Origin of the sequence: Kribbella sp. NBC_00889, from assembly GCF_045207705.1 — a bacterium.
Classification (GTDB): Bacteria; Actinomycetota; Actinomycetes; order Propionibacteriales; family Kribbellaceae; genus Kribbella.
Genome location: NZ_CP108783.1, coordinates 6990389 through 7013648 on the forward strand (window position 1 = coordinate 6990389; position 23260 = coordinate 7013648).

A 23260-nucleotide genomic window follows, 5' to 3' on the forward strand; every position below is an offset into this window, starting at 1 on the left:
CTGCGGGAATCCCAGCGATTGACTCAGTCCGAGCTCGCGCGCGCGCTCAGCACCGACTCGCGTGTCGCGGTTGCGACGATCAGCTCGTGGGAGTCGCAGTCCAACCCCAAACTGCCTCCGGAGGAACGGCTACGCGCGTACGCCCTGCTCTTCTCCAGAACTGACGACACGTCTGCGCGAGTACGCCGTGAGCATGAGTTGAGTGCGGACGAGCGGGAACGCTTCCAGACGCTTCATCGTGAACTGCTCGGCCTGCGTGACGCGGTTCGCCACCAACTCGATCCGCCGGTCGATGCGCCGTACACCTTCGACTTCGAATCCGGCCGCATCACGCTGATCTGTCCGGAGCTGCCAGTCGACCTTCGTTCGCCGCTGGCGGAGGAGGACGACGCGAACCACACCCGGTTGTACAGGTATGCCGACGTCGACGCGCTGATCGAGATGTGGGGCCACGTACGCGCTTCGAACCCAGAGCTTCCCGTACAGCACCGTCTGCCCACCGAGATCAGCGCAGACGACCTGTCCGGCCATCTGATTCTGCTCGGGGGCATCGGGTTCAACAGCGTCACCAGCCGGCTGATGCGCGTGCTGGACGAACTCCCCATCGAGCAAGTGACAGTCCTCGACCTGAACGACGGCGAGATCTTCCGATCACGCGACGGAGCGGAGTATCGGCCGTTGTGGGACGCCTCGGGCGACAGCCAACCGCGAGAACTGGTCGAGGACGTGGCACTCCTCGTTCGGCTGCGCAATCCGTTCAACCACAGCCGGACCATCACGATCTGCAACGGTGTCTACAGTCGCGGCGTGCTGGGCGCCGTCCGCACCCTGACTGATGACGCGGTCCGCGAGCGAAACGAGGCGTACCTCGCGAACCGGTTCCCCGGCGGATCCTATGCGCTGCTCCTGCGTGTCCCGCTGGTCAACGGCACAACCGTCAGTCCCGATCTCGAGATCCCGCAGAACCGGCTCTTCGAGTGGTGTCCAGAGGAGCCGGACGGGTGAGCCGCCAGTTCAACCATGGGCAGTCTCACGCGTCACTGCTTCGCGATGAGCAGGCGGGTCGCGTGCCGCGATCGCGCACTCGACTGGACGCCATCGTGGTGCCGACCGCACGACCGGCGTCAGGCTTGCAGGACATCATCACCCTCTCCGCTTCACTCTCGATACCGCTGGTCATCCTGTGCAGCCAGCAAGCACAGCTCGCACAGGTCGCACAACGTGTGGAGAAGACGTTCGGAGCCCGCGCACTCGTGGTCGAGGTGCCCGAGAACTACAGCTTGCCTTTCGATCTCCCGGGGACGTCGGGAGCGGAGTTCAAGCAAGCTTCTGCCAGCAGGTCCAGCGACCTCAGCGTCAAGCGAAACCTCGGCTTGTTGCTCGCGCTGATGCGCGGCTGGAGCAAGATCATGTTCGTCGACGACGACATCAGCCGCATCGCGCACCCAGCTGTCGCGCGGATGACCGGCCAGCTCGATCGGCATCCGGTGGCGTCCATGATCTCCCGGTACTTCCCCGACAACTCGGTGGTCTGTCATGCGCGACGCCTCGTCGGGTTCAAACAGGATGTGTTCGTCAGTGGCGCGACGCTGGGTGTCAACTTGCGCGACCCCAGGCTGTCCTTCTTCGCCGACATCTACAACGAGGACTGGTTCTTCTTCGCACGTCACGCCGCCGCCCGGTCCTTGCCGAAGGTCGGTGAGGTACAGCAAGCGGAGTACCTGCCCTTCGCGGATCCGACCCGCGCGGACGAACAAGAGTTCGGCGACCTGCTGGCGGAGGGGCTCTACGCGATCTTCGACAGCATGCCTGGCTCGACCTTCGAAGAGCAGTTGGCAGCCGCCACGCGACCGCGGTACTGGACGGACTTCACGGAGATTCGGCGGGCCATGATCGATGAGACCCTCGGCGCACTTCTCCGCGAGCAGCTCAGCGCCAGTCCGGCCGGCTACCTGGACGTGCTGGACGCACAGCGTTCACTGCAGACCGCCGAGAAGAGAGCAGCGAGCATCTCAGCTGACCTGTGTGTGGAGTTCATCAACCGGTGGCAGGAGGACGAGATCAGGTGGCAGCGGACGCTACGGAGCGATATCCACGTTCACAGCGAACCCGATGCACTGGCCGAACTCGGGCTGCCGACTTGGACGTCGTGCGGGTTCGGTACGAAGCCAAGGAGACGCAGGAGGCGGTTCAGGCTGGGGCGGGACCTCGGCGCGGGATGACGACGCCGATACGCGACCCCGCCTCCTGGGGCTCATGAGGCAACCCCGGCCGCGCAGGCGGCCGGGGTTGTTGGGTGGGTCAGGCGGCGGCGGTGGCTTCGGTTAGTTGTTCTGAGGTGGGTTGGAGCTGCGGGGACGCCAGGGTCAGGAGGACATTGGCTACGGCGAAGGCGGCGGCTACCAAAAGGCCCCGTTCGAAGCCGGCTTCCAAGGCGTGTTGCTGAGTGGCGCCGTGGGTCAGCTCGTTGGTGGTGTGGGTGATGGACAAGGTCGTGACGATGGCCAGACCCAGTGCACCACCGACCTGGTACATCGCGTTGACCACACCGGACGCAGCGCCTGCCTCCTGCGGCTGTACTTCGGAGACAGCGGTGATCTGACCAGGTACGCCGACCCCGATGATGCCGAAGCCGAAGATGATGAACCCGGGGAGCAACTGGGAGGTGTAGCTGCCGGACGCATCGGCCTGCGAGAGAAGCAGGAGACCGCCCACGCTCAGTACTGCGCCGGCCAGCTGCACCGTACGCGTACCAACGCGCTGCACGAGCTGCGAAGCCAGGACCGCCCCGACGATCGCCGCACCACCCATGGGCAAGAAGTGCACACCGGCGTCGAGCGCACTGTCGCCACGGACCTGCTGCAGGTAGATAGCAGTCAGGAAGAACATAGAGAGGAACCCAGCACCGTTCAGAGCAAGCGAGGCGCTCGAAACACTCAACGCACGCGAGCGGAACAGCCGCAGCGGCACCAGCGGAGCAGCAGAGCGTCGTTCCACCACGACGAAGGAGATCAGCAGCGCCACTCCGGCGACCAGTACGCCGACCACCTCGAACGAACCCCAACCAGCAGGCTCCGACCGCACCACGCCGTACACGACCGCCATCAGGCCCGCCGTACCGAGCACTGCGCCAAGCGTGTCGAACGTACGCCGTCCGGAGTGGTGCCGTACGTCGGGGACGAACACCGGAATGAGTGCGACCAGTGCGAGCACGATCGGCACGTTGACGAAGAACACCCACTGCCAGCTGAGTGAGTCGACCAGCAGACCGCCGGCCACGACGCCGAGCGTTCCACCGAGACCGGCAAGACCGCCCCACACGCCCATCGCGATGTTCCGTTCCCGCCCGTGCGCGAACGTCATGGTCAGGATCGCCAGCGCCGCCGGCGACAGCAGCGCCCCGCCGAGACCCTGTACGGCGCGTGCACCGATCAGGAACTCGGGTGAGTTGGACAACCCGGCCACCAGCGAGGTGACACCGAACAGCAGCAGGCCCCCGACGAACACCCGGCGCGGCCCGAGCAGGTCGGCCATCCGCCCGCCGAGCAGCAGGAAGCCGCCGAAGAGCAGGGTGTAGGCGTTGATCACCCACTGCAGGGAGTCGGCGGAGAAGTTCAGGTCCGCCTGGATGTGCGGCAGCGCGACGTTCACGATCGTCACATCGAGCACCACGATGAACTGCGCTAGGGCCAGCACCGCCAGGGTGGCCCAGGGACTGCGTCGCATGCCTACCTCACTCAGAACGAGAGTCTACGTTGTATGTATACGCTGTATGCGTACTACGTAGACGGTAGGTCTACGGTGTAAACTTGTCAACGTGATTGCCAAAGAAGCCGTTCGCCGCTTGGATCCGGACAAGGTCGTCGACAGCGCGCTGGCCCTCGCGGACGTGGAGGGACCGGCCTCTGTCACCCTCCGCCGTCTGGCGACCCAGCACAGCGTCACGCCCATGGCGCTGTACCGGCACTTCAAGGACAAGGACGACCTGCTGGCCGCCCTCGGCGACCGGCTGCTCGCGGACGTCGTACTGCCGGAGCCGACCGGCGCGCGCTGGGACGAACAGTTGACCGAGGTGCTGACGGCGTTCGTGACGGCGCTCCGTGCGCACCCGAAACTGGCGGACCTCACGCTGACCCGGATCCTGGTGTCCGAGGCGGGACTGGCGATGTCCGAGCGGATCATGGAACTGCTCACCGAGGGCGGATTCTCGATCGACGACGCGGCCGAGGTCGGCAGGCAGTCCGTCTGCTCGCTGATCTCCCTGGTGACCACGGACCCGATCACCCGCGAGGTGACTGACCCGGTCGCGCGCGAGGATTCCCTACGGATGAAGCGTGCCGCCCTGGCTGGCCTGTCGCCGCGGAAGTACCCGCTGATCACGGCTGCCGCGGACACCCTGATCTGCCCGACCTCCACCGACCGTTACTACGCTCTGGGGATCGAACTCGTGGTCGCGGGCATCTGCGGCGTACTGACGAAGGAGCAGTAGTTGGCACTCAGCGTCATCACCTACCTGCAGCAGCACAGCCCGGACGAGCTGGTTCCGGCCTGCGAGCAGCCGGTGGAGATCCGCCGGGTCGAGGAGGTCTCACCGGAGTTCGGGCGGTACCTCTACACCGCCGTCGGCGGCCACTGGCACTGGTTCGGCAAGCTCGGCTGGAACTGGGATCAGTGGGTCGACTGGCTGAGCCGCCCCGGTTTCGAGACCTACGTCCCGTGGGCCGGCGGCATTCCGGCCGGGTACGTCGCGATGCGCGGGGTCGGCAGCGAGGTCGAGATCGAGAACTTTGGACTGCTGCCCGGGTTCATCGGCCGTGGGCTCGGCGGCCACCTGCTGACGGTCGGTCTGCGGAACGCGTGGACCTTGCACGAGCGGCACGAGCGCGTCGATCCGATCACCCGCGTCTGGGTGAACACGAACACGCTCGACGGTCCGGCCGCGCTGGCCAACTACCAGGCGCGCGGGCTGAAGCCGTACAAGACAGTGGAAGAGGAGCGCCCGGACGGCGACGGCCCGTCGCCCGGTCCATGGCCGGGCTGGTCCGGCCCGCCCGGCGTGGTGCGCGAGGTTCCGGCTGGCTGACGGCGCTACGCTCCCGACACGGACAGTGACACCAATCCTCACGGAGGTAGGCCGAAGGCGGGGAAGTTCGAGCTCTACAAGGACAAGTCGGGCGAGTTCCGGTTCCGGCTGAAGGCCGGCAACGGCGAGGTGATCGCGACCAGCGGCGAGAGCTACTCGAGCAAGGCCGCGGCGCTGAACGGGATCGAGTCGATCCAGAAGAACGCCGCCGAGGCGAAGATCGACGACCAGACGGACTGAAACCCACAGAAAACAAGGGGTTCTCCACAACCTGTGGAGAACCCCTTTGCTGTCGGCAACGGTCAGAGACCTTCCTCGAAGACCACCGGCCGGATCTCGATACCGAGGCCCTCGATCGCGGCGTCCGGGATCATCGCCGCCAGCTCCTGGGCCCGCTCCGCCGACGCCACGTCGATCAGGTAGTAGCCGCCGAGGAACTCCTTGGCCTCCACGAACGGCCCGTCCGTCACCGCCGGTACGCCGTCGCGGACCTTGACCACCGTGGACCTGGCCGGCTCGGCCAGCGCAACGGTGCTGTGGAACTCGCCCGACTCCTTCATGGTCGCCATCACCTTCTGGTGACCGGCGCCGATCGCCTGCTGCTCCTCCTCACTCAGCGCGGCGAGAACGTCGGGGTTGATGTTCATGATCAGTAGGTACTTCACGATCTCTCCTTCACCACAGCCCCCGGTGCGGGGGCCTCTCGACGATGAGTACGGAGCCGCCCGGGCGATCTTGACATCGCGATAGCGTCGCCCCATGGCCGAGCTGAGTCTCACAGATGTCCGGGCCGCCGCCGAGCGCATCGCCGGGGTCGCCCACCGTACGCCGGTCCTCACCTCGAGGACTCTGGACGAGCGGGTCGGAGCCCACGTCTTCCTCAAGGCGGAGAACTTCCAGCGGATCGGCGCGTTCAAGTTCCGCGGCGCCTACAACGCGGTCAGCCGGTTGTCCGCCGACCAGCTCCAGCACGGCGTGGCGGCGTACTCGTCGGGGAATCACGCGCAGGCGGTTGCTCTCGCGGCCCGGATCGCGGGGACGGCCGCGGTGATCCTGATGCCCGAGGACGCTCCCCCGACGAAGCTCGCCGCCACCCGTGGGTACGGCGCTGAGGTCGTCACCTACGACCGGTACACGCAGGACCGGGCCGCCCTGGCCAAGGAGTTGGCCGCCGAACGCGAACTCACGCTGATTCCGCCGTACGACCACTACGACGTGATGGCGGGGCAGGGGACGGTTGCGCTCGAGCTGATCGAGGAGGTCGGCCGGCTCGGCGCGTTGCTGGTCCCGGTCGGCGGCGGTGGGTTGATGGCCGGCTGCGCGACCGCGGCGACGCTGCTGTCGCCGGGAATCCGGATGATCGGCGTCGAGCCGGAGGCCGGCGACGACCACGCCCGGTCGTTGGCCGCAGGCGAGCGGGTGGAGATCGACGTACCGCGGACGATCGCCGACGGACAGGCGATCTCGTCGCCCGGCGAGCTGACGTTCGCGGTGAACCGGCGACTGGTGGACAGCTTCGAACTGGTCAGTGACGACGAGATCGTGGCCGCGATGGCGTTCGCGTTCGAGCGACTGAAGATCGTCCTGGAGCCGAGCGGGGCCAGCGCGCTGGCGGCACTGCTGGCCGGGCGGATCCAGGGGCTGCCGGAGCGCGTCGGGGTGGTGCTGTCCGGCGGGAACGTGGGGCTGGACCGGTTCCGCGAGCTGCTCGGAGATAGCTGAATTCGCAAGCACCCAAGGGTGCCCTGAGTACTCGCTGTGCTCGTTGTCACAGAGAGCCACAATGAAATGTGACCGGAGTCACACCGGGCCGCTGCTTCGCCGTCTGAGCCTCGCTCAAACACGCTCAGGACACCTTGTATTCACCCCAACTCCCTGATCCGTCAGGGAGTCGTTGAGGGCCTTTCCAGAGGGTTCCTGTGGATGTGAGGGTTTGCGTCGTGATCGTTCTGTTATACAGTCGTCGGCGGTTCGGTAAACAACACGGACCGCACATGTGCGAGCGCCGAGCTCTGCCAGGCACATGTGCTCCCCTCGAAGAACCATGGCAGAGGTGGGGGACCCAGGAGGTTGGGTCTCGACCGTGAGTGGTCGAAACCCTGGGGTGAAGTCCGCGGGAGCGGACCGGGCGATGATTTCCCAGCCCGAACCCGACAGCTAACTTCACAGGCGTCGGGAGACAACCATGCCCGTCACTGCCCGGCGGACGTCGCTTTCGCGCGCCGTCAGCCAGCCTACCGAGGCCAGTACCGTCCGGCCGATCGGCCGGACCGTCGCCAAACACCGCAAGACCACCACCAAGTCCGGCGCACCCCGGGGGGCGGCCGCCGCAGTCCTGTCGGTCGGTCTTGCTGTCGGCGGTGGAGCCGCGATCAGCGTCACCACCAGCCCGGCTCCCGCTTCGGCGGCCACCACCACCCTGACCCCGGCCCAGATCCGCGGCAACGCGCCGATCAACAGCCACCCCTACCTCCGGTTCGGGGACAAGGGCAAGACGGTCTCGTACGTGCAGCGTGCCCTGCACCTCGGGCCGGACGGCTACTTCGGCACCAGCACCGTCCGGGTGCTGATCAAGTTCCAGCGCTCCTGGGGCGTTCGCGCGACCGGCTACACGGATCCGAAGACCTGGGGCCGGCTCACCTGGGCCGCGAAGCGCGGGATCCTCTACGGTCCGTACGGCAAGCCCGCCGCGACGACCTTCCGGGCCAGGGTGCTCAGGGAGGCCGCGAAGCTGAAGGGCAGGCCGTATCGGTACGGCGGCACGACCCCGCGCGGCTTCGACTGCTCCGGGTACACCGGTTACGTCTACAAGAAGGCCGGCAAGAAGCTGCCGCGTACGTCGCGGGCGCAGTACTCCGCGACCAAGCACATCAGCCGCAGGTCCGCGAAGCCGGGTGACCTCGTCTTCTTCAAGAGCAGTGGCGGCCGCGTGTACCACGTCGGCATCTACGCCGGCGGAAACATGCTGTGGCACGCCTCGAGGCCGGGCCGCCCGGTCGCGAAGGCGAAGATCTGGACCAGCAAGGTGGCCTTCGGCCGCGTCTGAGTCCGACCCGTCAGCGTCTCCTCCCCCACGGGCGCCGCTGACCCCGAAACCGGTCCGGGCCGTCGTTCCCCCCACCCCTCCGACGGCCTGGGCCGGTTTCTCTATCCGTCCAGCAGCCCGGCCTCGTAGGCGAGGATCGCGACCTGGACCCGGTTGGTTGCGTCCAGCTTCACCAGCGCCCGCGACACGTGTGCCTTGACCGTCGCCTCGCTCATGAACAGCGTCCTGCCGATGTCGGAGTTCTGCAGGCCGCGGCCGACCTCGACCAGCACCTCGCGCTCGCGATCGGTCAGCTTGGCGATCCGCTCCTTCGCCGCCCGCCGGCGGTCCGCCCGTGGGTCGGCGGCGAAGTGCCCGATCAGCCGCCGGGTCACCGCCGGCGACAGCATCGCGTCGCCGGCCGCCACCACCTTGATCGCCTGCACCAGCTCGCGCGGCGGAGTGTCCTTCAGCAGGAACCCGCTCGCCCCGGCCTGCAGCGCCCGGAACACATAGTCGTCCAGGTCGAATGTCGTCAGTACGACGATCTTCGGCGGATCCGGCAACGCCTGGACCTCGCGGGTGGCGGCCAGCCCGTCGAGCCGCGGCATCCGGATGTCCATCAGTACGACGTCCGGCCGGTGCTCCTTCACCATCCGCGCGGCGTCGGCACCGTCCTCGGCCTCGGCGACCACCTCGAGCTCGTCGTCCGACTCCAGGATCATCTTCAGTCCGGCCCGGACCAGCGCCTCGTCGTCCACGATCAGCAGCCGCGTCATCGTTCCCCTTCGTCCACATGCACAGGCTCGGCACTCTCCCGGTTGTCCGGCCAGGGCAGCCAGCCCTCGACCCGCCAGCCGCCTTCGGGCGTCGGTCCCGTCGACAGCCGCCCACCGGCCAGCTGGACCCGCTCACGCAGCCCTACCAGTCCGGCACCGGCGCCCGGGAGCAGTGAACCAGCAGCCACCGGCCGCACGTTCGTCACCCTCACCGTCACGCCGTCGCCGCGGTCGCCGTACACAAGGACCTCGGTGGACGCACCCCGGGCGTGCTTGTGCACGTTGGTCAGCGACTCCTGGACCACGCGGTAGACCGTCCGCCCGATCGACACCGGTACGTCGTCCGGCAGCGTGAACTCGCCCGCCACACTCACGCCCGCATCCCGCGACGCCATCACGAGGCGCTCCAGGTCCGCGGCCCGCGGCACCGGAGTCAGGTCGGCCCCGTCGACGCTGACGTCGGAACGCAGTACGCCGAGAACCTCGCGGAGATCCTCCATCGCCTGCCGCGCGGTCTCCCGGATCAACCGGGCCGACCCCTCGACCTTGTCCGGACCGACGGCCGGGTTCACCTCGAGGCCGCCGGCGTGCAGGGCGATCAGCGACACCTTGTGCGCCAGCACGTCGTGCATCTCCTGGGCGATCCGGGCCCGCTCGCCCAGCCGCGCCTGCTCACTGCGCAACTCGCGCTCCGCCTCGGCGCGCTCGGCACGATCTCGCAGCGACACCATCAGATCCCGGCGGGCGCCGATGTAGGCGCCGGCCGCGATCCAGCTCCCGATCAGGAATGGTCCACTGAAGACCGACACCCAGAACCCGCCGCCCTCACTCCACATGTTGAGGACGTAAGCGGCGTACCCGGCCAGTCCGAGGATCGCGAGAACGAGGTCGCGGCGGCGGATCGCCAGGGTCAGCAAGGCGAGCCCCATCGGGACGACGAGACCCGCCGTCAGCATCGCGAGCACGCCGATCGCGGTCACGACGGCCGGGAACCGCCGGCGCCAGAACAGCGCCACCGACGCCACCACGCCGGCGCCCAGGACGTACCAGTCCTTGAGGTCCCAGCCGCCGTCACCGGAGGCCGCCTGAAGAGCGATCGTGAGCAGGCTGAAGCCGACGTACAGGAAGTCGCGCAGGCGCGGGGCATGCCTGACCCACCAGGCGTACCACCGGCGCAACCGTCGCATTCTGTCAGCGTAGTTGCCCGGAGTACGCCGTCTCGTCCCCCATCAGGTGGGGGTCGGGGATGTCCCCGAGAGACTTTCGTAGGGGGTTGGTCGAGCCTGTCGTCCGATGTGCCGAGGGGGCCGGTGACGGTTGACTCGACGTCATGATCACCGTCGAGAACCTGACCAAGCGGTACGGCAGCACCACTGCCGTCCAGGACGTGTCCTTCACCGTCCAGCCGGGAAGCATCACCGGCTTCCTCGGCCCGAACGGCGCCGGCAAGTCCACCACACTCCGGATGCTGACCGGCCTCACGCCGCCCTCGTCAGGCACCGCGACCATCAACGGCAAGAAGTACGCCGACCTGCCGAACCCGGGCCGGGTCGTCGGCGTCATGCTGGACGCCGCCGCGCAGCACGCGGGCCGGAGTGGACGGGAGACGCTCCTGCTCAACGCCAGCCTGCTCGGGGTGCCGAAGACGCGCGTGGACGAGATGCTCGAGGCCGTCGGCCTCAGTCACGCCGCCAAGCGCCGGGTCGGGCAGTACTCGCTGGGCATGCGGCAGCGGCTCGGTATCGCGAGTGCGCTGCTGGGCGATCCCGCCGTACTGATCCTGGACGAGCCGGCCAACGGGATGGACCCGGAGGGCATCCGGTGGATGCGTGGACTGCTCCAGGACTTCGCCTCCCGCGGCGGCACGGTGATCCTGTCCAGCCACCTGCTGGGCGAGGTCCAGGCGACCGTCGACCGGCTGGTCGTGATCGGCGGCGGCCGGATCGTCGCCAACGGCTCGCTGGAAGAACTGCTGTCCGGCAGCGGCACGCTCGTCCGCGGTCTCGACCCGATCGGCCTGAACGAGGCCCTGACCGCGGCCGGTCTACGGCTGGAGCCGCTGCACGACGGCGCGCTGCGAGTCGACGCCACCGCCGAGCAGGTCGGCCGCGCCGCCGCGGCAGCAGGCCAGATCCTGCTCGAACTGCGCCAGAGCGACGGCGCCGGCCTGGAGGACCTGTTCTTCCAGCTCACCACTCCGGCCGCCCAAGCGGCCTGACCACCACTCCTGAACGAGCAGCATCAAGCACCGAGTTTGGAGCTCATAGCCATGACCACCGTGACCGACGTCGCGCCCACCACCCCAGCGAAGCACCGGGGCGAGGCGACGACCAGTCTTCCGCCCGTCCGCGGGCAGTCCTTCCTGAAACTCGTCGGCATCGAACTGCGCAAGTCCGTGGACACCCGCAGCGGCAAGTTGCTGATCGGCGCGATCCTGGCGCTGGCCGTCATCGCGATCGGCTGGCAACTGACCCACCTGCCGCAGGGCCCAGCCACCGTCGACGGATTCCTCAGTGCGGCCTCCACCAGCGTGATGCTGTTGCTGCCGGTCATCGGCGTGATGGCGATGACGAGCGAATGGACCCAGCGCACAGCGCTGACCACCTTCACGCTGTCGCCCCGGCGGGTCCGGGTGCAGATCGCCAAATTCGTGTCCGCGATCATCATCAGCATCGTGGTGCTGACCGTGACCAACCTGCTGGCGCTGGCGGGTACAGCGCTCGGTGGCGCGGTCGGCGGCGACGGCTCGTCGTACGCCGGTCTCGGCGGAGCACTGGCCGGCGCGTACCTGACCAGCGCGCTCAACGTGGTGATGGCTGCCGCCTTCGGTGCGGTGATCGCCCAGACCGCGGTCGCGATTCTGGTCTACTTCATCGCCCCGACCGCCTGGTCGCTGGCCGGCCCGGCCCTGTTCAAGGACAACGCGAACTGGCTGGACGTGTTCGGCGCCTTCGGCCGGATCGCGGACCGCGACCTGCACGGCATGGTGCCCGAGACACTGACCTCGATCGCGGTCTGGATCGTTGTCCCAACCATCGTCGGACTGTGGGCAAGCTCACGTCGCGAGGTCAAGTAGCGGGGTCCGACGCGGTGGGGTGGGCCGGTTTGAGGGGACCGGCACACCCCACCGACGGGGTGATCGGACCTCTTCGGCGGTTCAGCCAGGGGGTCGTGCGTGTGTCGATCCCCGGGTCCGGGTAACCTAGAAGCACGATTACTGACGACTGATCCGTGGGCGCCACGCTGCGTACCCGGTTGACTTGTGCGAGGGGGTCGACGCTATGGGGCGCGGCCGTGCAAAGGCCAAGCAGACGAAGGTCGCTCGCGACCTGAAGTACCGCACCTGGGACACCGACTTGGACCAGCTCAAGAAAGAGCTGTCCGGTGACCAGGGTGGCGACCGTTCTGCGAACGGCGACAACGACGGCGACGAATACGACGCCGACGAATACCACCCCCGTCGGTAAGCAACGACAGCTCGGCTGACCTGCTCAGTGCCCTCGGGTGCTGAGCAGGCTGACCGTGCGCCCGACGTGTTCCACCACACCAGCACCACCCGGAGCGGTCGAGCCTACCCAGAAATCGGTTGCTCGAGCGGGCGGTGCCTGGGTCGGCACGGCCTGAGAGCTACCTGCGCGGGTCCTTACTTGGCGTAGGTGCCTTCCAAGGCGACCGTGCCGCCGGGCATCGCGGTGACCTCGCCGCAGACCCAGGCCGGGATGTCGCGGGACGCCAGCTCGGCGATCGCGGCGTCAGCGGACGACGGGTCGAGTACGGCGACCATGCCGGCACCCATGTTCAGCGTCTTCTCCAGTTCGGGCAGCGCGACGTCGCCGAGCAGCCCGACCAGGCCGAAGATCGGCGCCGGCGCCCAGGTCGACCGGTCGATGCGGACCGAGAGATCGTCGGGGATGACCCGGGCCAGGTTCGCGGCGAACCCACCGCCGGTGATGTGCGACATCGCGTGCAGCGGCTTCGCGTCACCCTCGACGTCGCCGTTCAGCTCCGCGATCAGCTCCAGGCAGTGCTTCGCGTACACCCGGGTCGGAGTCAGCAGCACCTCGCCCAGCGTCATACCCAGCTCCGGCACGACCCGGTCGAGCGTCCAGCGGGCGCGGTTGAAGAAGACGTGGCGGACCAGGGAGTACCCGTTCGAGTGCAGGCCGGAGGAGGCCATCGCCACGACGACGTCGCCCGCGCGGACTCGCTCCGCACCGAGCACCTCGTCGGCCTCGACCACACCGGTGGACGCACCGGCCACGTCGTACTCGTCCGGCTCGAGCAGGCCCGGGTGTTCGGCGGTCTCCCCGCCGACGAGCGCCGTACCGGCCTCGACGCACGCCTCGGCGATGCCCTTCACGATCTGCGCGATCGTCTCCGGGACCACCTTGCCGGTGCAGATGTAGTCGGTCATGAACAGCGGCTCGGCACCGCAGACGACCAGGTCGTCGACGACCATCCCGACCAGGTCGAACCCGATCGTGTCGTGCTTGTCCAGCTTCTGCGCGATCGCGACCTTGGTCCCGATCCCGTCCGTCGAGGTCGCCAGCAGCGGCCGCCGGTACGACGTGAGTGCGGTCGCGTCGAACAGCCCGGCGAACCCGCCGAGCCCGCCGACCACCTCCGGGCGGGTCGCCTTCGCCACCCATTCCTTCATCAGCTCGACGGCCCGGTCACCGGCCTCGATGTCGACTCCGGCAGCGGCGTAGCTCGCGCCTTCGCTCACGTTCATCTCCTCGATACTCCGGCGGTACGACGTACGCCGGGCTGATCTGGCTACGGACGGCTCAGGGCGTCGGCGGCACCGGCACCACCGGAGACCGTGGCCAGGCCGTCGACGTCGGTGGACACCGGCAGCTCCAGCAGGTGCTTGCCGAGCTGCTCCGGATCCGGCAGCGCGACCGGGTAGACCCCGTCGAAGCACGCGCGGCAGAGCTTGTCCTTCGGCACTGTGGTCGCCGCGATCAGGCCGTCCAGGCTGATGTAGCCGAGCGAGTCGGCGCCGAGCGAGCGGCAGATCTCCTCGGTGTTGAGCCCGTTCGCGATCAGTTCGGCGCGGCTGGCGAAGTCGATGCCGTAGAAGCACGGCCACTTGACCGGCGGCGCCGTGATCCGGACGTGGATCTCCTTAGCGCCGGCCTCGCGCAGCATCCGGATCACCGCGCGCTGGGTGTTGCCGCGCACGATCGTGTCGTCGACCACGACCAGCCGCTTGCCCTCGATCACCTCGCGCAGTGGGTTCAGCTTCAGCCGGATCCCCAGTTGGCGGATCGTCTGGCTGGGCTGGATGAACGTGCGGCCGACGTACGCGTTCTTGACCAGGCCGGATCCGTACGGGATGCCGGACGCTTCGGCGTACCCGATCGCGCCGGGCGTCCCGGACTCGGGGGTGGCGATGACCAGGTCGGCGTCGGCCGGGTGCTCCCCGGCCAGCCGGCGGCCGATCTCGACGCGGGTGGAGTAGATCCGCCGGCCGGAGATCTGGGTGTCCGGGCGGGCCAGGTAGACGAACTCGAACAGGCAGCCCTTCGGGTCCGGCTCGGCGAACCGGGTCGAGCGCAGGCCGTCGGCGTCGACCGCGACGATCTCGCCCGGCTCCACCTCGCGGATGAACGAGGCGCCGACGATGTCGAGGGCAGCGGTCTCGCTGGCGATCACCCAGCCGCGCTCCAGCCGGCCCAGCACCAGCGGGCGGATGCCCTGCGGGTCGCGAGCGGCGTACAGGGTGTTCTCGTCCATGAAGATCAGGCTGTAGGCGCCCTTGACCTTCGGCAGCACCTTCGCGGCCGCCTGCTCGATGGTCAGGTCCGGGTACCCGGCGAGCATCGAGGTGAGGATGTCGGTGTCGGAGGAGGCGCCGTGCTTCGCGTTCGCCTTGGCGTGCTCGACGTCGGCGTCCAGACCGAGATCGAGGTCGCCGCCGCCGTTCAGGCTCTCGGCCAGCTCACCGGTGTTGGTCAGGTTCCCGTTGTGCCCGAGCGCGATCGACCCGGTCGCGGTCGACCGGAACGTCGGCTGCGCGTTGGCCCAGACACTGGACCCGGTCGTCGAGTACCGGCAATGGCCGATCGCTATGTGTCCGCGCAGCGACGCGAGGGTCGCCTCGTCGAACGCCTGACTGACCAGACCCATGTCCTTGTAGACCAGAATCTGGCTTCCGTTGCTGACTGCGATGCCAGCCGACTCCTGCCCTCGATGCTGCAAGGCGTAGAGCCCGAAGTAGGTGAGTTTGGCAACCTCTTCCCCCGGTGCCCAGACCCCGAAGACGCCACACGCGTCCTGCGGTCCCAGGTCCTGCGGGTCAAGGTCATGGGTTAGCCGACCATCGCCACGAGCCACGGCGTCAGTCTACGGGACGTCACGGGGTGCCCTGGCCCGATCCGATGGCCGGGCACAGGGAGCCCGTCGTACGACTACTCAGTGGAAAGCTACGGTCACCAGCAGAGCACCGGGATACAGCCCGGTTCACTGCCTCCGGCCGCCGACGCGGTGAGTGGGGCGCCGCCCAATGTCAGCACCGCGGCCACACCAACTACAATGAGCAATTTCCTGATCACACATCTGTCCCTTCGAAAATGAGCCGGAACCGGCTGAGGAGTGCTCTGTGTCGACGCGCTCTGTATATGGTCGGTTCCGACAAGACTGAGAAGGAGGAGGACGTGCTCGAGCCGCTGGGTGTTGATGAAGCCACCTTCGCGGTTTATCACGCCCTTCTCAGCCACCCAGACAGTACGCCCGAGAACATTGCCGCGCTAGTAAAAAGGCCGGTGACCGAGGTTCACGAGCTGATGGAGAAGCTCCGCAAGCTGGAGCTGCTCGTCCCGACCTGGACGAACCCCGACGGTGAGCACGCGGTGCACCCGCGGGTCGGCCTGACCGGCCTGGCCGAGCGCCGCCGGACCGAGTTGAACAAGATGCTCGGCGAGCTCAAGGAAGCCGAAGCCTCGGCCGAGGTCCTGGCCGAGCAGTACAACGAGCTCCTGACCGCCCGCAGCAGTGGGGACGTCGAAGTGCTCAACGGCCGGGCGAACGCCTCCCGGCGGATCGAAGAGCTGGGCCTGAAGGCCAAGGACGCGCTGTGGGGCCTGGTGCCCGCGCACATCGACGACGTCACCCACCCGTTCGACAAGTCGCCGGATGTTCCGTTGCTCGAGCGCGGGCTACGGATGCGGACCGTCTATCTCCAGAGCATCACCTCGTCCAAGCAGGCACTGGACTACGCCGCGGCCATGCACCAGCTCGGCGGCGAGATCCGGGCGACGCCCACGCTGCCGCTGCGGCTGCTGATCTTCGACCAGGAGATCGCGGTCATGCCGATGGACCCGGAGAATCCGACCGTCGGTGCGGTCATCCACCGCAGCCCTGCCGTGGTCTCGGTCGCGCTCGCCTTGTTCGACTCCTACTGGGCCCGCGCCACCGAGCTCTTCGACGCGGACGACCGGGAGGACAACGCGCCCCTGACGCCCCACGAGGCCGAAGTACTGCGGCTGCTCGCGGGCGGCGCGAAGGACGAACAGGTGGCGCGTCTGCTGGGCATCTCGTTGCGGACGGCCCGGCGAATCACCGCGACCCTGTCGGAGCGCCTCAATGCCGCCAGCCGCTTCGAGCTGGGCGTGGCGGCAGCGAAGCGCGGCTGGGTCTGACCGGCTCCGGTCAGACGCTCTTCAGTGCGGCCAGAAGCTTGGTGAGGGATTCACGGGCGTCGCCGAACAGCAGGGTCGTCCGGGGGTCGTAGAGGAGCTCGTTCTCGATGCCGGCGAATCCCGGACGCATGGAGCGCTTGAGGAAGATCACCCGCTGCGCCTCGTCGGCGTTCAGGATCGGCATCCCGTAGATCGGGGCGCTGGGCGTGTTCCGGGCGGCGGGGTTGACGACATCGTTGGCACCGACCACCAGGACGACGTCCGTCGACTTGAAGTCGCCGTTGATGTCGTCCATCTCGCGCAACTGGTCGTACGGCACCTGGGCCTCGGCCAGCAGCACGTTCATGTGGCCGGGCATCCGGCCGGCCACCGGGTGGATCGCGTAGTCGACCTTCACGCCGCGGCTCTGCAGCTCGTCGACCAGGTCGCGCAGCGTGTGCTGCGCCTGCGCCACGGCCAGCCCGTACCCGGGCACGATGATGACCTTGTTCGCGTACCCGAGCAGGATGGCGACGTCTTCCGCGCCGCCGGAGATGACCGGCCGCTCGGACGGCGTACCGCCACCCAGGGTCGAACCACCGCGGACGGCACCGAAGAGGATGTTGAAGACGGACCGGCCCATCGCGTCCGCCATCAGCTTGGTCAGCAACGTACCGGCGGCGCCGACGAGCGTGCCGGCCACCAGCAGCAGGGTGTTGCCGAGCACGTAACCGCCCGCGGCCACGGTGAGGCCGGTGAAGGCGTTCAGCAGCGAGATGACGATCGGTACGTCGGCACCGCCCACGGGCAGCACCAGCATCACGCCGACCGCGAGACCGACCAGGCAGAGCAGTACGCCGACCCACACGCGCGGATCGGAGACGAGCCAGCCGGCCAGCGCGATCCCGCCGATGATCGAGGCGATGAAGAGCACCGGCAGACCGGGGAACGTCACCGGCCGGGTGGTCATCAGTTCCTGCAGTTTGGCGAACGTCACGATCGAGCCGGAGAAGCTGACCGCACCGACCAGGATGGTGAACGCGGTCGCGATCGCGGCCACCGTCGCGTCGGCGCTGACCTCGCCGAGCTCGATCAACGCGACCAGCGCGGCCGCGCCACCGCCGACACCGTTGAAGAGGGCAACGAGCTGCGGCATGTGCGTCATCTGCACCCGGCGCGACCCGACCACACCGACGACCGTGCCGGCCGCCAGCGCGATCAGGATCGGCGTCAGGTGATCGGGCTTGTAGGCGACGAAGGTGATGATGACGGCGAGCACCGCTCCGGCGGCACCGAGCAGGTTGCCGGTCCGGGCGCTGCGGGGCGACGACAGCGCCTTCAGCGCGATGATGAAGCAGACCGCGGCGACCAGGTAACCGATCTGGGCCCAGGTGGGGATCACTTGCGCAGCTCCTTCTTGCGTGCCCCCGGGCCTTTGAACATCTGCAGCATCCGGTCGGTGACCACGAATCCGCCGACCATGTTGACGGTCGCGAGTACGACGGCCAGGAGCCCGACGACCACCACGATCGCGGAGTCGGCCTGCCCGGTGACGATGATGGCGCCGACCAGGATGACGCCGTGGATCGCGTTCGCGCCGGACATCAGCGGGGTGTGCAGGGTCGAGGAGACCTTGCTGATCACCTCGACCCCGACGAACGCCGCAAGGACGAAGATCGTCAGCAGCGCGATGGACTCGGTCACAGGGACTGTCCTTTCAGGAGCTCGCGGGTCGGCTCGTGGAGCACGCTGCCGTCGTGGGTGACGCAGCAGCCCCGGACGATCTCGTCGTTGAAGTCCGGATCGAACGAGGCGTTCCGGGTCATCAGGCGGATCAGGTTCGCGATGTTCTGACCGTAGAGCCGGCTGGCCGGTCCGGCCATCTGGCTGGCGACGTTCGCGCCGCCCCAGACCAGCGCGTTGCCGATGGTGAGCTCGGTGCCGGCCACCGAGCCCTCGACATTGCCGCCCTGCTCGGAGGCCAGGTCGACGACGACGGAGCCGGGCTTCATCTGCTCGACCATCGCTCGCGACACCAGGATCGGCGCGGTCCGCCCGGGTACGGCGGCGGTCGTGATCAGCGCGTCCGCGGCGGCGACGAACGGGGTCAGCAGCTCACGCTGGAGCTGGGCCCGTTCCGGCGTCATCTCGCGGGCGTACCCACCGGGGCCGTCCAGGGTGCCGAGCTCGAGCTCGATCGGCTGCGCGCCCATCGAGGCGATCTCCTCGGCGGCCGCGGTCCGGACGTCGTACGCCCTGACGACGGCGCCGAGCCGCTTGGCGGTCGCGATGGCCTGCAGGCCGGCGACGCCGGCGCCGAGGACCAGGACCTGGGCCGGCGGCACGGTGCCCGCCGCGGTCATGCTCAGCGGGAAGAATCGCGGCAGCCGCTCGGCCGCCACGATCGCGGCGCGGTACCCGGCGACCAGCGCCTGGGAGGACAGCGCGTCCATCGACTGGGCGCGCGAGATCCGCGGGACGAGCTCCATCGCGAACGCGGTGAGCTTCGCCGTGGTTGCGGTGCGGACCACATCCGGTGGATTCGTCGGCAGGAACGACATCAGCGCCGTACCGGCGTGCAGCCGCTGCAGGCGTTCCCGCTCCAACGGCTGGACCGACGTCACGATGGTGGCCGCGTGGTCGGCGCCCCAGGCGACCTCGGCACCGGCATCGCGGTACTGGTCGTCGGAGTACAGGGCCCGTTCGCCGGCGGCCGGCTCGACCGCCACCTCGTAGCCGAGCTCGATGAGTTTCGCGACTTGTTCCGGCACCAGCGCGACCCGGCGCTCCGCCGGTCTGGTCTCCCGTACGACTGCGATCTTCACTCGCCGAAACCTATGCCAAACACTGGGTCGCCGGAAAGCCCGGTCACGCTTGGTTCGCCAAGTTCTGAAGGAGAAGGGCTTCGGCCAGGCAGACCTTGATGAACTCGGCGAGGTGCAGGCCCTCGTCGATGCCGTGGGCGCGGGTGTCCGGATCCTCCACGCCGGTGACCAGGATCGAGGCCTCCGGGAAGGTCTGCTGGAACTCCGCGATGAACGGGATCGACCCGCCCATGCCCATGTCGATCGGCTCGACACCCCACGCGGTCTGGAATGCGGACCGGGCCGCTTCGTACCCGGCGCCGCGCGCGTTCACGCTGCAGGGCTGGCCGTTCTGTCCCTCGGTGACGGTGACCTGCGCACCCCACGGCGCGTGGTTCTCGAGGTGTGCCTTCAGCGCCGCGCTCGCCTTGATCGCGTCGTCGCCCGGCGCGACCCGCAGGCTCACCTTGGCCCGCGCGACCGGCACCAGGGTGTTGCTGGCCTCCGCCACGGACGGCGCGTCGATGCCCAGCACGGCGATCGACGGCCGCGTCCACAGGCGGTCGACGAGCGAACCCGAACCGGTCAGCCGGACGGAGTCCAGCACACTCGACTCGGCGCGCAGCCGCGCTTCGGGATAGTCCACATCCGCCGCCCGCGAAGCGTGTAGCCCGTCCACCGCGACGTCACCCTTGTCGTCGTGCAGCGTGGCGAGCAGGCGGCACAGCGTCGACAGTGCGTCCGGGATCGGCCCACCGAACAACCCCGAGTGGACCGCGTGATCGAGCGTCCGCACCTCGACGTACGCCTCGACCAGGCCGCGCAGCGACACGGTCAGCGCCGGCCGGCCGACGTCCCAGTTGCCCGAGTCGGCGATCACGATCGCGTCGGCGGCGAGCTCCTCGGAGTACTCGTCCAGCAACTGCAGCAGGGTCGGCGAGCCGATCTCCTCCTCGCCCTCGACGAACACGGTCACACCCACCGGCAGATCGTTGCCGAAGGCCCGTACGGCGGCCAGGTGCGCGGCGATGCCGGCCTTGTCGTCGGCGGCACCCCGGCCGTACAGCCGGTCGCCGCGCTCGGTCGGCACGAACGGGTCCGAGGTCCACTGCTCGACCGGCCCGGTCGGCTGGACGTCGTGGTGCGCGTACAGCAGCACGGTCGGCTGGCCGGCCGGCGCGGCCTTCTTCGCGATCACCGCGGGCGCGCCGTCGCCGGCCCGGACGATCTTCACCGTGAACCCCTCGGCCTCGAACAGCGCCGCGGTCGCCTCGGCGGAGCGCTGGACGTCGGCCGCGCGGGCGGGTTCGTAGCTGACCGACGGGATCCGGATGAGGTCCTCGAGGTCGGCACGGACACTGGGCAGAACGCGGTCGATCGCCGCGGACAGATCGGTCATGCGCCTACCGTACGGCGTCCGTTCCCGACCTCGCCGCCCGGAATGCTGTGGTCGTTACTGGCCATGTTACTGATTGTCGTCATACGCTGAGACTCTCGTAGGTTTCCGCCCGACCGAAGAGGACTTCACTCATGGCCCGTCGCCCCCTCGCCATCCTGACCGCCGTCGTCACGTCCGCGGCCGCACTCACCGCCGCGCTGCCCGCCAGTGCAGCGATCACCTGCGACACCGCCACCACCGGCGGCGCGACCTTCTACGACGGCCCGTCCGCGTCGAAGAAGTACGACGCCCGGTTCAGCAACAGCGCGAGCATCCCCAACCTGAGCACCTACACCCCACAGGGCGCGGGCACTTGGTACAACTGGGACGGCTCCGGCAAGAACCTGCTGCTGGTCGGCTCGTACCGCGCCGGCGCCGACTCGCAGGTCTACGGCATCGACCCGGCCACCGGATCGACCGTCGGCGTGGTCGCGATCGCCGAGTCGCACGTCGGCGGCATCACCGTCAGCAAGGGCTGGGCGTTCGTGTCCGGCGCCGGCAGCAGCATCCGCAAGTACAGCCTGACCTCGCTGCGCGACGCCCTGAAGGCAGCGGGTACGCCGTACCTCGCGCAGGTGGGGACCGCGCGGGACGTGGCCGGCGCGTCGTTCATCGGCAGCTACGGGGACTCGCTGTTCTCCGGGACGTTCAACGAGACCGGCCGCGGGACCATGTACGAGTACAAGATCGCCGACGACGGAACGCTGACCACAGTGGCCGGCGCGTGGGAGGTGCCGACCAAGACGCAGGGCCTGACGGTCACCGCCAACCACTTCATCTACAGCACGTCGTACGGGCGCGGGAACCGCAGCAACCTGTACGTCGTGAAGCGCGGCCAGAAGGATCTGGACGCGGCCGCACTCAGTTGCTTCCGGGCCCCGAGCATGACCGAGGGCATCACCGAGTACAACGGAACGGCGTACCTGGTCTACGAGTCCGGCTCATACCTGTACGCCTCGGACCCGGCCACCCTCAACGTCATTCCCCGGCTGCACAAGGCCTCGATCTCGTCCCTGACGTCCCTGGTCCCCTAAGGCTTGTACTCCGCGGAGTCCAGCACTGCCTGACGCTTCTTCGGGTTGTCCTCACGGACCTGGACGCGGAGCAGAGTCGACTCGCTCACCTTCCGGTACTGCTCCACAACGGTCGGCACGTTGTTGCAGCTGTACCGGAAGGTTGCGGTCGTGTCAGAGGTTTCCGGAGTCAGCGACGTACAGCCCTCGGGCGCCGTCGCGCTCGTGGGCAGCGTCGACGAGGCCACCAGACCGAGGTAGACACCCTCGACGCTCGTATCCGTCTGCCATGCGGCGGTCTCGGTGGCGACCAGCAACTGCGTGTCTGCCTGCGCCTTCTGGGACCATTCGCGCGGGACCTCCACCGACAGTCCGTTGGCTTCCACCTTCACCGGGCGACTCAAGACGTACCGATAGCCGCCGTACCCGCCGCCGACTGCCAGTACGACGGCCAGCACTGTGGCGATGACGCGGGACCAGCCGGACCGCTTCGGGGGGACCGCGACGGTCGGCTCGTTGGCACTGACCAGAGCGGTCTCCTGGTCGACCCCACCGGCCGTCTTGGGCACAGGCGTCGGCATCTCGGCCGCCGGCACCAGTCCGACCGGGACCTTGCCGGTGGCGTGGGCCTCCCGCAACGCGTTGAGGAAGCTGTCCAGATCCGGCCACCGCTTGTCCCGGTCCGGCTCGAGTGCACGACGTACGACGACGTCGATCGCGTCCGAGACGTCCGCGCGCAGTGTCGTCATCGACGGCGGCGGTGACTCGATCTGCATCACCGCACCGAGGCTCGCCACACCATGCGGCGCTTGGCCGGTGAAGGCGGCGTACGCGACCGCTCCGAGCGAGTAGAGGTCCGCCCGGTGGTCCAGCCGCTCGCCGCGCACCTGCTCCGGCGCGACGTACGCCGGAGTGCCGCCGGGCATGGTCAGCTGGGACACGTCCTGAACCGCTTTGCCCAGACCGAGGTCGCCGAGCATCGCGCGGTCACCATCCGGCTCGGTGCGGAACAGCACGTTGGCCGGCTTCACGTCGCGATGCAGAACGCCGCGCGTGTGCAGGTGCTTGAGGCCCTTGCCGACCTCGGTGATGACGCGGACCGCTTCGCCGAGCTCGAGCGAACCGGCCTTGATCCGGTCCGCGAGCGTCCCGCCGTCGGCGTAGGTGAGGACCATGTACGGGCGTCCGTCCTCGGCCTCACCGATGTCGTGCACCCCGACGACGTACCGCGAGTCGACCTTGCGCAGAAAGCGTCCCTCGGCCAGGAACCGTCGGCGGACGTCCTCGTCGTCGACCCACAGGTCGGACAGGATCTTGACCGCCACCTCGGCGTCCAGCTGCTCGTCCCGGGCCAGCCAAACCGTCGCGAAACCACCGGCACCGACCCGGCGGACCAGGGCGTACCGGCCGATCCGCGCTGGCTGGTCCATGCACGCATTATGCTCGATCGCTCGGCGGAGCGAACAAACGGACGCCTTGATGCGTCACAACGGGGA

The 23260-nt window shown here is 68.5% G+C and carries 22 protein-coding genes, 1 pseudogene and 1 riboswitch; of the genes and pseudogenes, 12 read left to right on the forward strand and 11 right to left on the reverse strand.

What is annotated here, in order from left to right; all coding sequences use genetic code 11:
• Positions 1-18: 18 nt before the first annotated feature.
• Together OG817_RS34245 and OG817_RS34250 are read left to right on the forward strand one after the other, a co-directional pair.
• The gene (locus tag OG817_RS34245; RefSeq protein ID WP_406048914.1) at positions 19-1005 is read left to right on the forward strand and encodes a hypothetical protein; all 987 of its coding nucleotides are present in this window, start codon (positions 19-21) and stop codon (positions 1003-1005) included.
• A 62-nt stretch (positions 1006-1067) separates the two neighbouring features.
• The gene (locus tag OG817_RS34250) at positions 1068-2222 is read left to right on the forward strand and encodes a hypothetical protein (protein ID WP_406048916.1); all 1155 of its coding nucleotides are present in this window, start codon (positions 1068-1070) and stop codon (positions 2220-2222) included.
• Positions 2223-2301: 79 nt separating this feature from the next.
• Here OG817_RS34250 and OG817_RS34255 read toward each other — a convergent pair whose 3' ends face one another.
• A complete protein-coding gene (locus tag OG817_RS34255) occupies positions 2302-3726 on the reverse strand; it encodes an MFS transporter (RefSeq protein ID WP_406048917.1) in 1425 nt (474 codons plus the stop codon).
• Positions 3727-3817: 91 nt separating this feature from the next.
• Here OG817_RS34255 and OG817_RS34260 point away from each other — a divergent pair, with 91 nt between their 5' ends.
• From OG817_RS34260 to OG817_RS34270, 3 genes and pseudogenes are all read left to right on the forward strand, one after another.
• Complete coding sequence (locus OG817_RS34260) at positions 3818-4489, forward strand: TetR/AcrR family transcriptional regulator (RefSeq protein ID WP_406048919.1); 672 nt, start codon at positions 3818-3820, stop codon at positions 4487-4489.
• Entirely contained in the window at positions 4490-5083 is a 594-nt protein-coding gene (locus OG817_RS34265; RefSeq protein WP_406048920.1) for a GNAT family N-acetyltransferase, read from the forward strand.
• A gap of 93 nt (positions 5084-5176) precedes the next feature.
• Positions 5177-5323: pseudogene (locus OG817_RS34270) on the forward strand (YegP family protein); the annotation flags it as partial.
• A 62-nt stretch (positions 5324-5385) separates the two neighbouring features.
• Here OG817_RS34270 and OG817_RS34275 read toward each other — a convergent pair.
• Complete coding sequence (locus OG817_RS34275) at positions 5386-5748, reverse strand: YciI family protein (RefSeq protein ID WP_360442327.1); 363 nt, start codon at positions 5746-5748, stop codon at positions 5386-5388.
• Between the two features lie 94 nt (positions 5749-5842).
• Between OG817_RS34275 and OG817_RS34280 the strand changes: the two genes are divergently transcribed.
• Positions 5843-6805, forward strand: a complete 963-nt coding sequence (locus tag OG817_RS34280; RefSeq protein WP_406048921.1) for a threo-3-hydroxy-L-aspartate ammonia-lyase — start codon at positions 5843-5845, stop codon at positions 6803-6805.
• A gap of 271 nt (positions 6806-7076) precedes the next feature.
• A riboswitch (cyclic di-AMP (ydaO/yuaA leader) is annotated at positions 7077-7269 on the forward strand.
• The gene (locus OG817_RS34285) at positions 7269-8129 is read left to right on the forward strand and encodes a C40 family peptidase (protein WP_406048923.1); all 861 of its coding nucleotides are present in this window, start codon (positions 7269-7271) and stop codon (positions 8127-8129) included. It overlaps the preceding riboswitch by 1 nt.
• Before the next feature lie 101 nt (positions 8130-8230).
• Here OG817_RS34285 and OG817_RS34290 read toward each other — a convergent pair whose 3' ends face one another.
• On the reverse strand, positions 8231-8887 hold the full coding sequence (locus OG817_RS34290; RefSeq protein ID WP_393394099.1) for a response regulator: 657 nt from the start codon (positions 8885-8887) through the stop codon (positions 8231-8233).
• A complete protein-coding gene (locus OG817_RS34295) occupies positions 8884-10074 on the reverse strand; it encodes a histidine kinase (protein ID WP_406048924.1) in 1191 nt (396 codons plus the stop codon). The genes OG817_RS34290 and OG817_RS34295 overlap by 4 nt, the downstream gene beginning before the upstream one ends.
• 143 nt (positions 10075-10217) lie before the next feature.
• Here OG817_RS34295 and OG817_RS34300 point away from each other — a divergent pair, with 143 nt between their 5' ends.
• From OG817_RS34300 to OG817_RS34310, 3 genes are all read left to right on the forward strand, one after another.
• On the forward strand, positions 10218-11105 hold the full coding sequence (locus OG817_RS34300; protein ID WP_406048925.1) for an ABC transporter ATP-binding protein: 888 nt from the start codon (positions 10218-10220) through the stop codon (positions 11103-11105).
• A 51-nt stretch (positions 11106-11156) separates the two neighbouring features.
• Positions 11157-11963, forward strand: coding sequence for an ABC transporter permease (locus tag OG817_RS34305; protein WP_406048927.1), 807 nt, complete (start codon positions 11157-11159; stop codon positions 11961-11963).
• A gap of 205 nt (positions 11964-12168) precedes the next feature.
• Positions 12169-12354: a DUF3073 domain-containing protein gene (locus tag OG817_RS34310; RefSeq protein WP_393394111.1), complete on the forward strand. Its 186-nt coding sequence runs from the start codon at positions 12169-12171 to the stop codon at positions 12352-12354.
• A gap of 176 nt (positions 12355-12530) precedes the next feature.
• Here OG817_RS34310 and purM read toward each other — a convergent pair whose 3' ends face one another.
• Both purM and purF read right to left on the reverse strand, forming a co-directional pair.
• Positions 12531-13619, reverse strand: a complete 1089-nt coding sequence (gene purM / locus OG817_RS34315) for a phosphoribosylformylglycinamidine cyclo-ligase (protein WP_406048929.1) — start codon at positions 13617-13619, stop codon at positions 12531-12533.
• Between the two features lie 44 nt (positions 13620-13663).
• Positions 13664-15226: an amidophosphoribosyltransferase gene (purF, locus tag OG817_RS34320; RefSeq protein WP_360442350.1), complete on the reverse strand. Its 1563-nt coding sequence runs from the start codon at positions 15224-15226 to the stop codon at positions 13664-13666.
• Between the two features lie 320 nt (positions 15227-15546).
• On the opposite strand from purF, the gene OG817_RS34325 reads away from it, so the two are divergent.
• Positions 15547-16530, forward strand: a complete 984-nt coding sequence (locus OG817_RS34325; RefSeq protein WP_406048932.1) for a LuxR C-terminal-related transcriptional regulator — start codon at positions 15547-15549, stop codon at positions 16528-16530.
• Between the two features lie 10 nt (positions 16531-16540).
• Here the strand turns inward: OG817_RS34325 and OG817_RS34330 are convergent, their stop codons facing one another.
• From OG817_RS34330 to OG817_RS34345, 4 genes are read right to left on the reverse strand one after another with little or no spacing between them, the layout of a single operon-like run.
• Positions 16541-17911, reverse strand: a complete 1371-nt coding sequence (locus OG817_RS34330) for an NAD(P)(+) transhydrogenase (Re/Si-specific) subunit beta (RefSeq protein WP_406048934.1) — start codon at positions 17909-17911, stop codon at positions 16541-16543.
• The gene (locus OG817_RS34335; protein ID WP_131361547.1) at positions 17908-18213 is read right to left on the reverse strand and encodes an NAD(P) transhydrogenase subunit alpha; all 306 of its coding nucleotides are present in this window, start codon (positions 18211-18213) and stop codon (positions 17908-17910) included. Before OG817_RS34335 ends, OG817_RS34330 begins: the two co-directional genes overlap by 4 nt.
• A complete protein-coding gene (locus OG817_RS34340) occupies positions 18210-19334 on the reverse strand; it encodes an NAD(P) transhydrogenase subunit alpha (RefSeq protein ID WP_396391106.1) in 1125 nt (374 codons plus the stop codon). Before OG817_RS34340 ends, OG817_RS34335 begins: the two co-directional genes overlap by 4 nt.
• 43 nt (positions 19335-19377) lie before the next feature.
• Positions 19378-20712 (reverse strand): dipeptidase, encoded by a 1335-nt coding sequence (locus OG817_RS34345; RefSeq protein WP_406048935.1) that lies wholly within the window; start codon positions 20710-20712, stop codon positions 19378-19380.
• Between the two features lie 131 nt (positions 20713-20843).
• Between OG817_RS34345 and OG817_RS34350 the strand changes: the two genes are divergently transcribed.
• Positions 20844-21785, forward strand: coding sequence for a hypothetical protein (locus OG817_RS34350; RefSeq protein ID WP_406048937.1), 942 nt, complete (start codon positions 20844-20846; stop codon positions 21783-21785).
• Here the strand turns inward: OG817_RS34350 and OG817_RS34355 are convergent.
• Positions 21782-23194: a serine/threonine-protein kinase gene (locus OG817_RS34355; RefSeq protein ID WP_406048939.1), complete on the reverse strand. Its 1413-nt coding sequence runs from the start codon at positions 23192-23194 to the stop codon at positions 21782-21784. The two genes, OG817_RS34350 and OG817_RS34355, sit on opposite strands and share 4 nt — an antisense overlap.
• Positions 23195-23260: the final 66 nt, after the last annotated feature.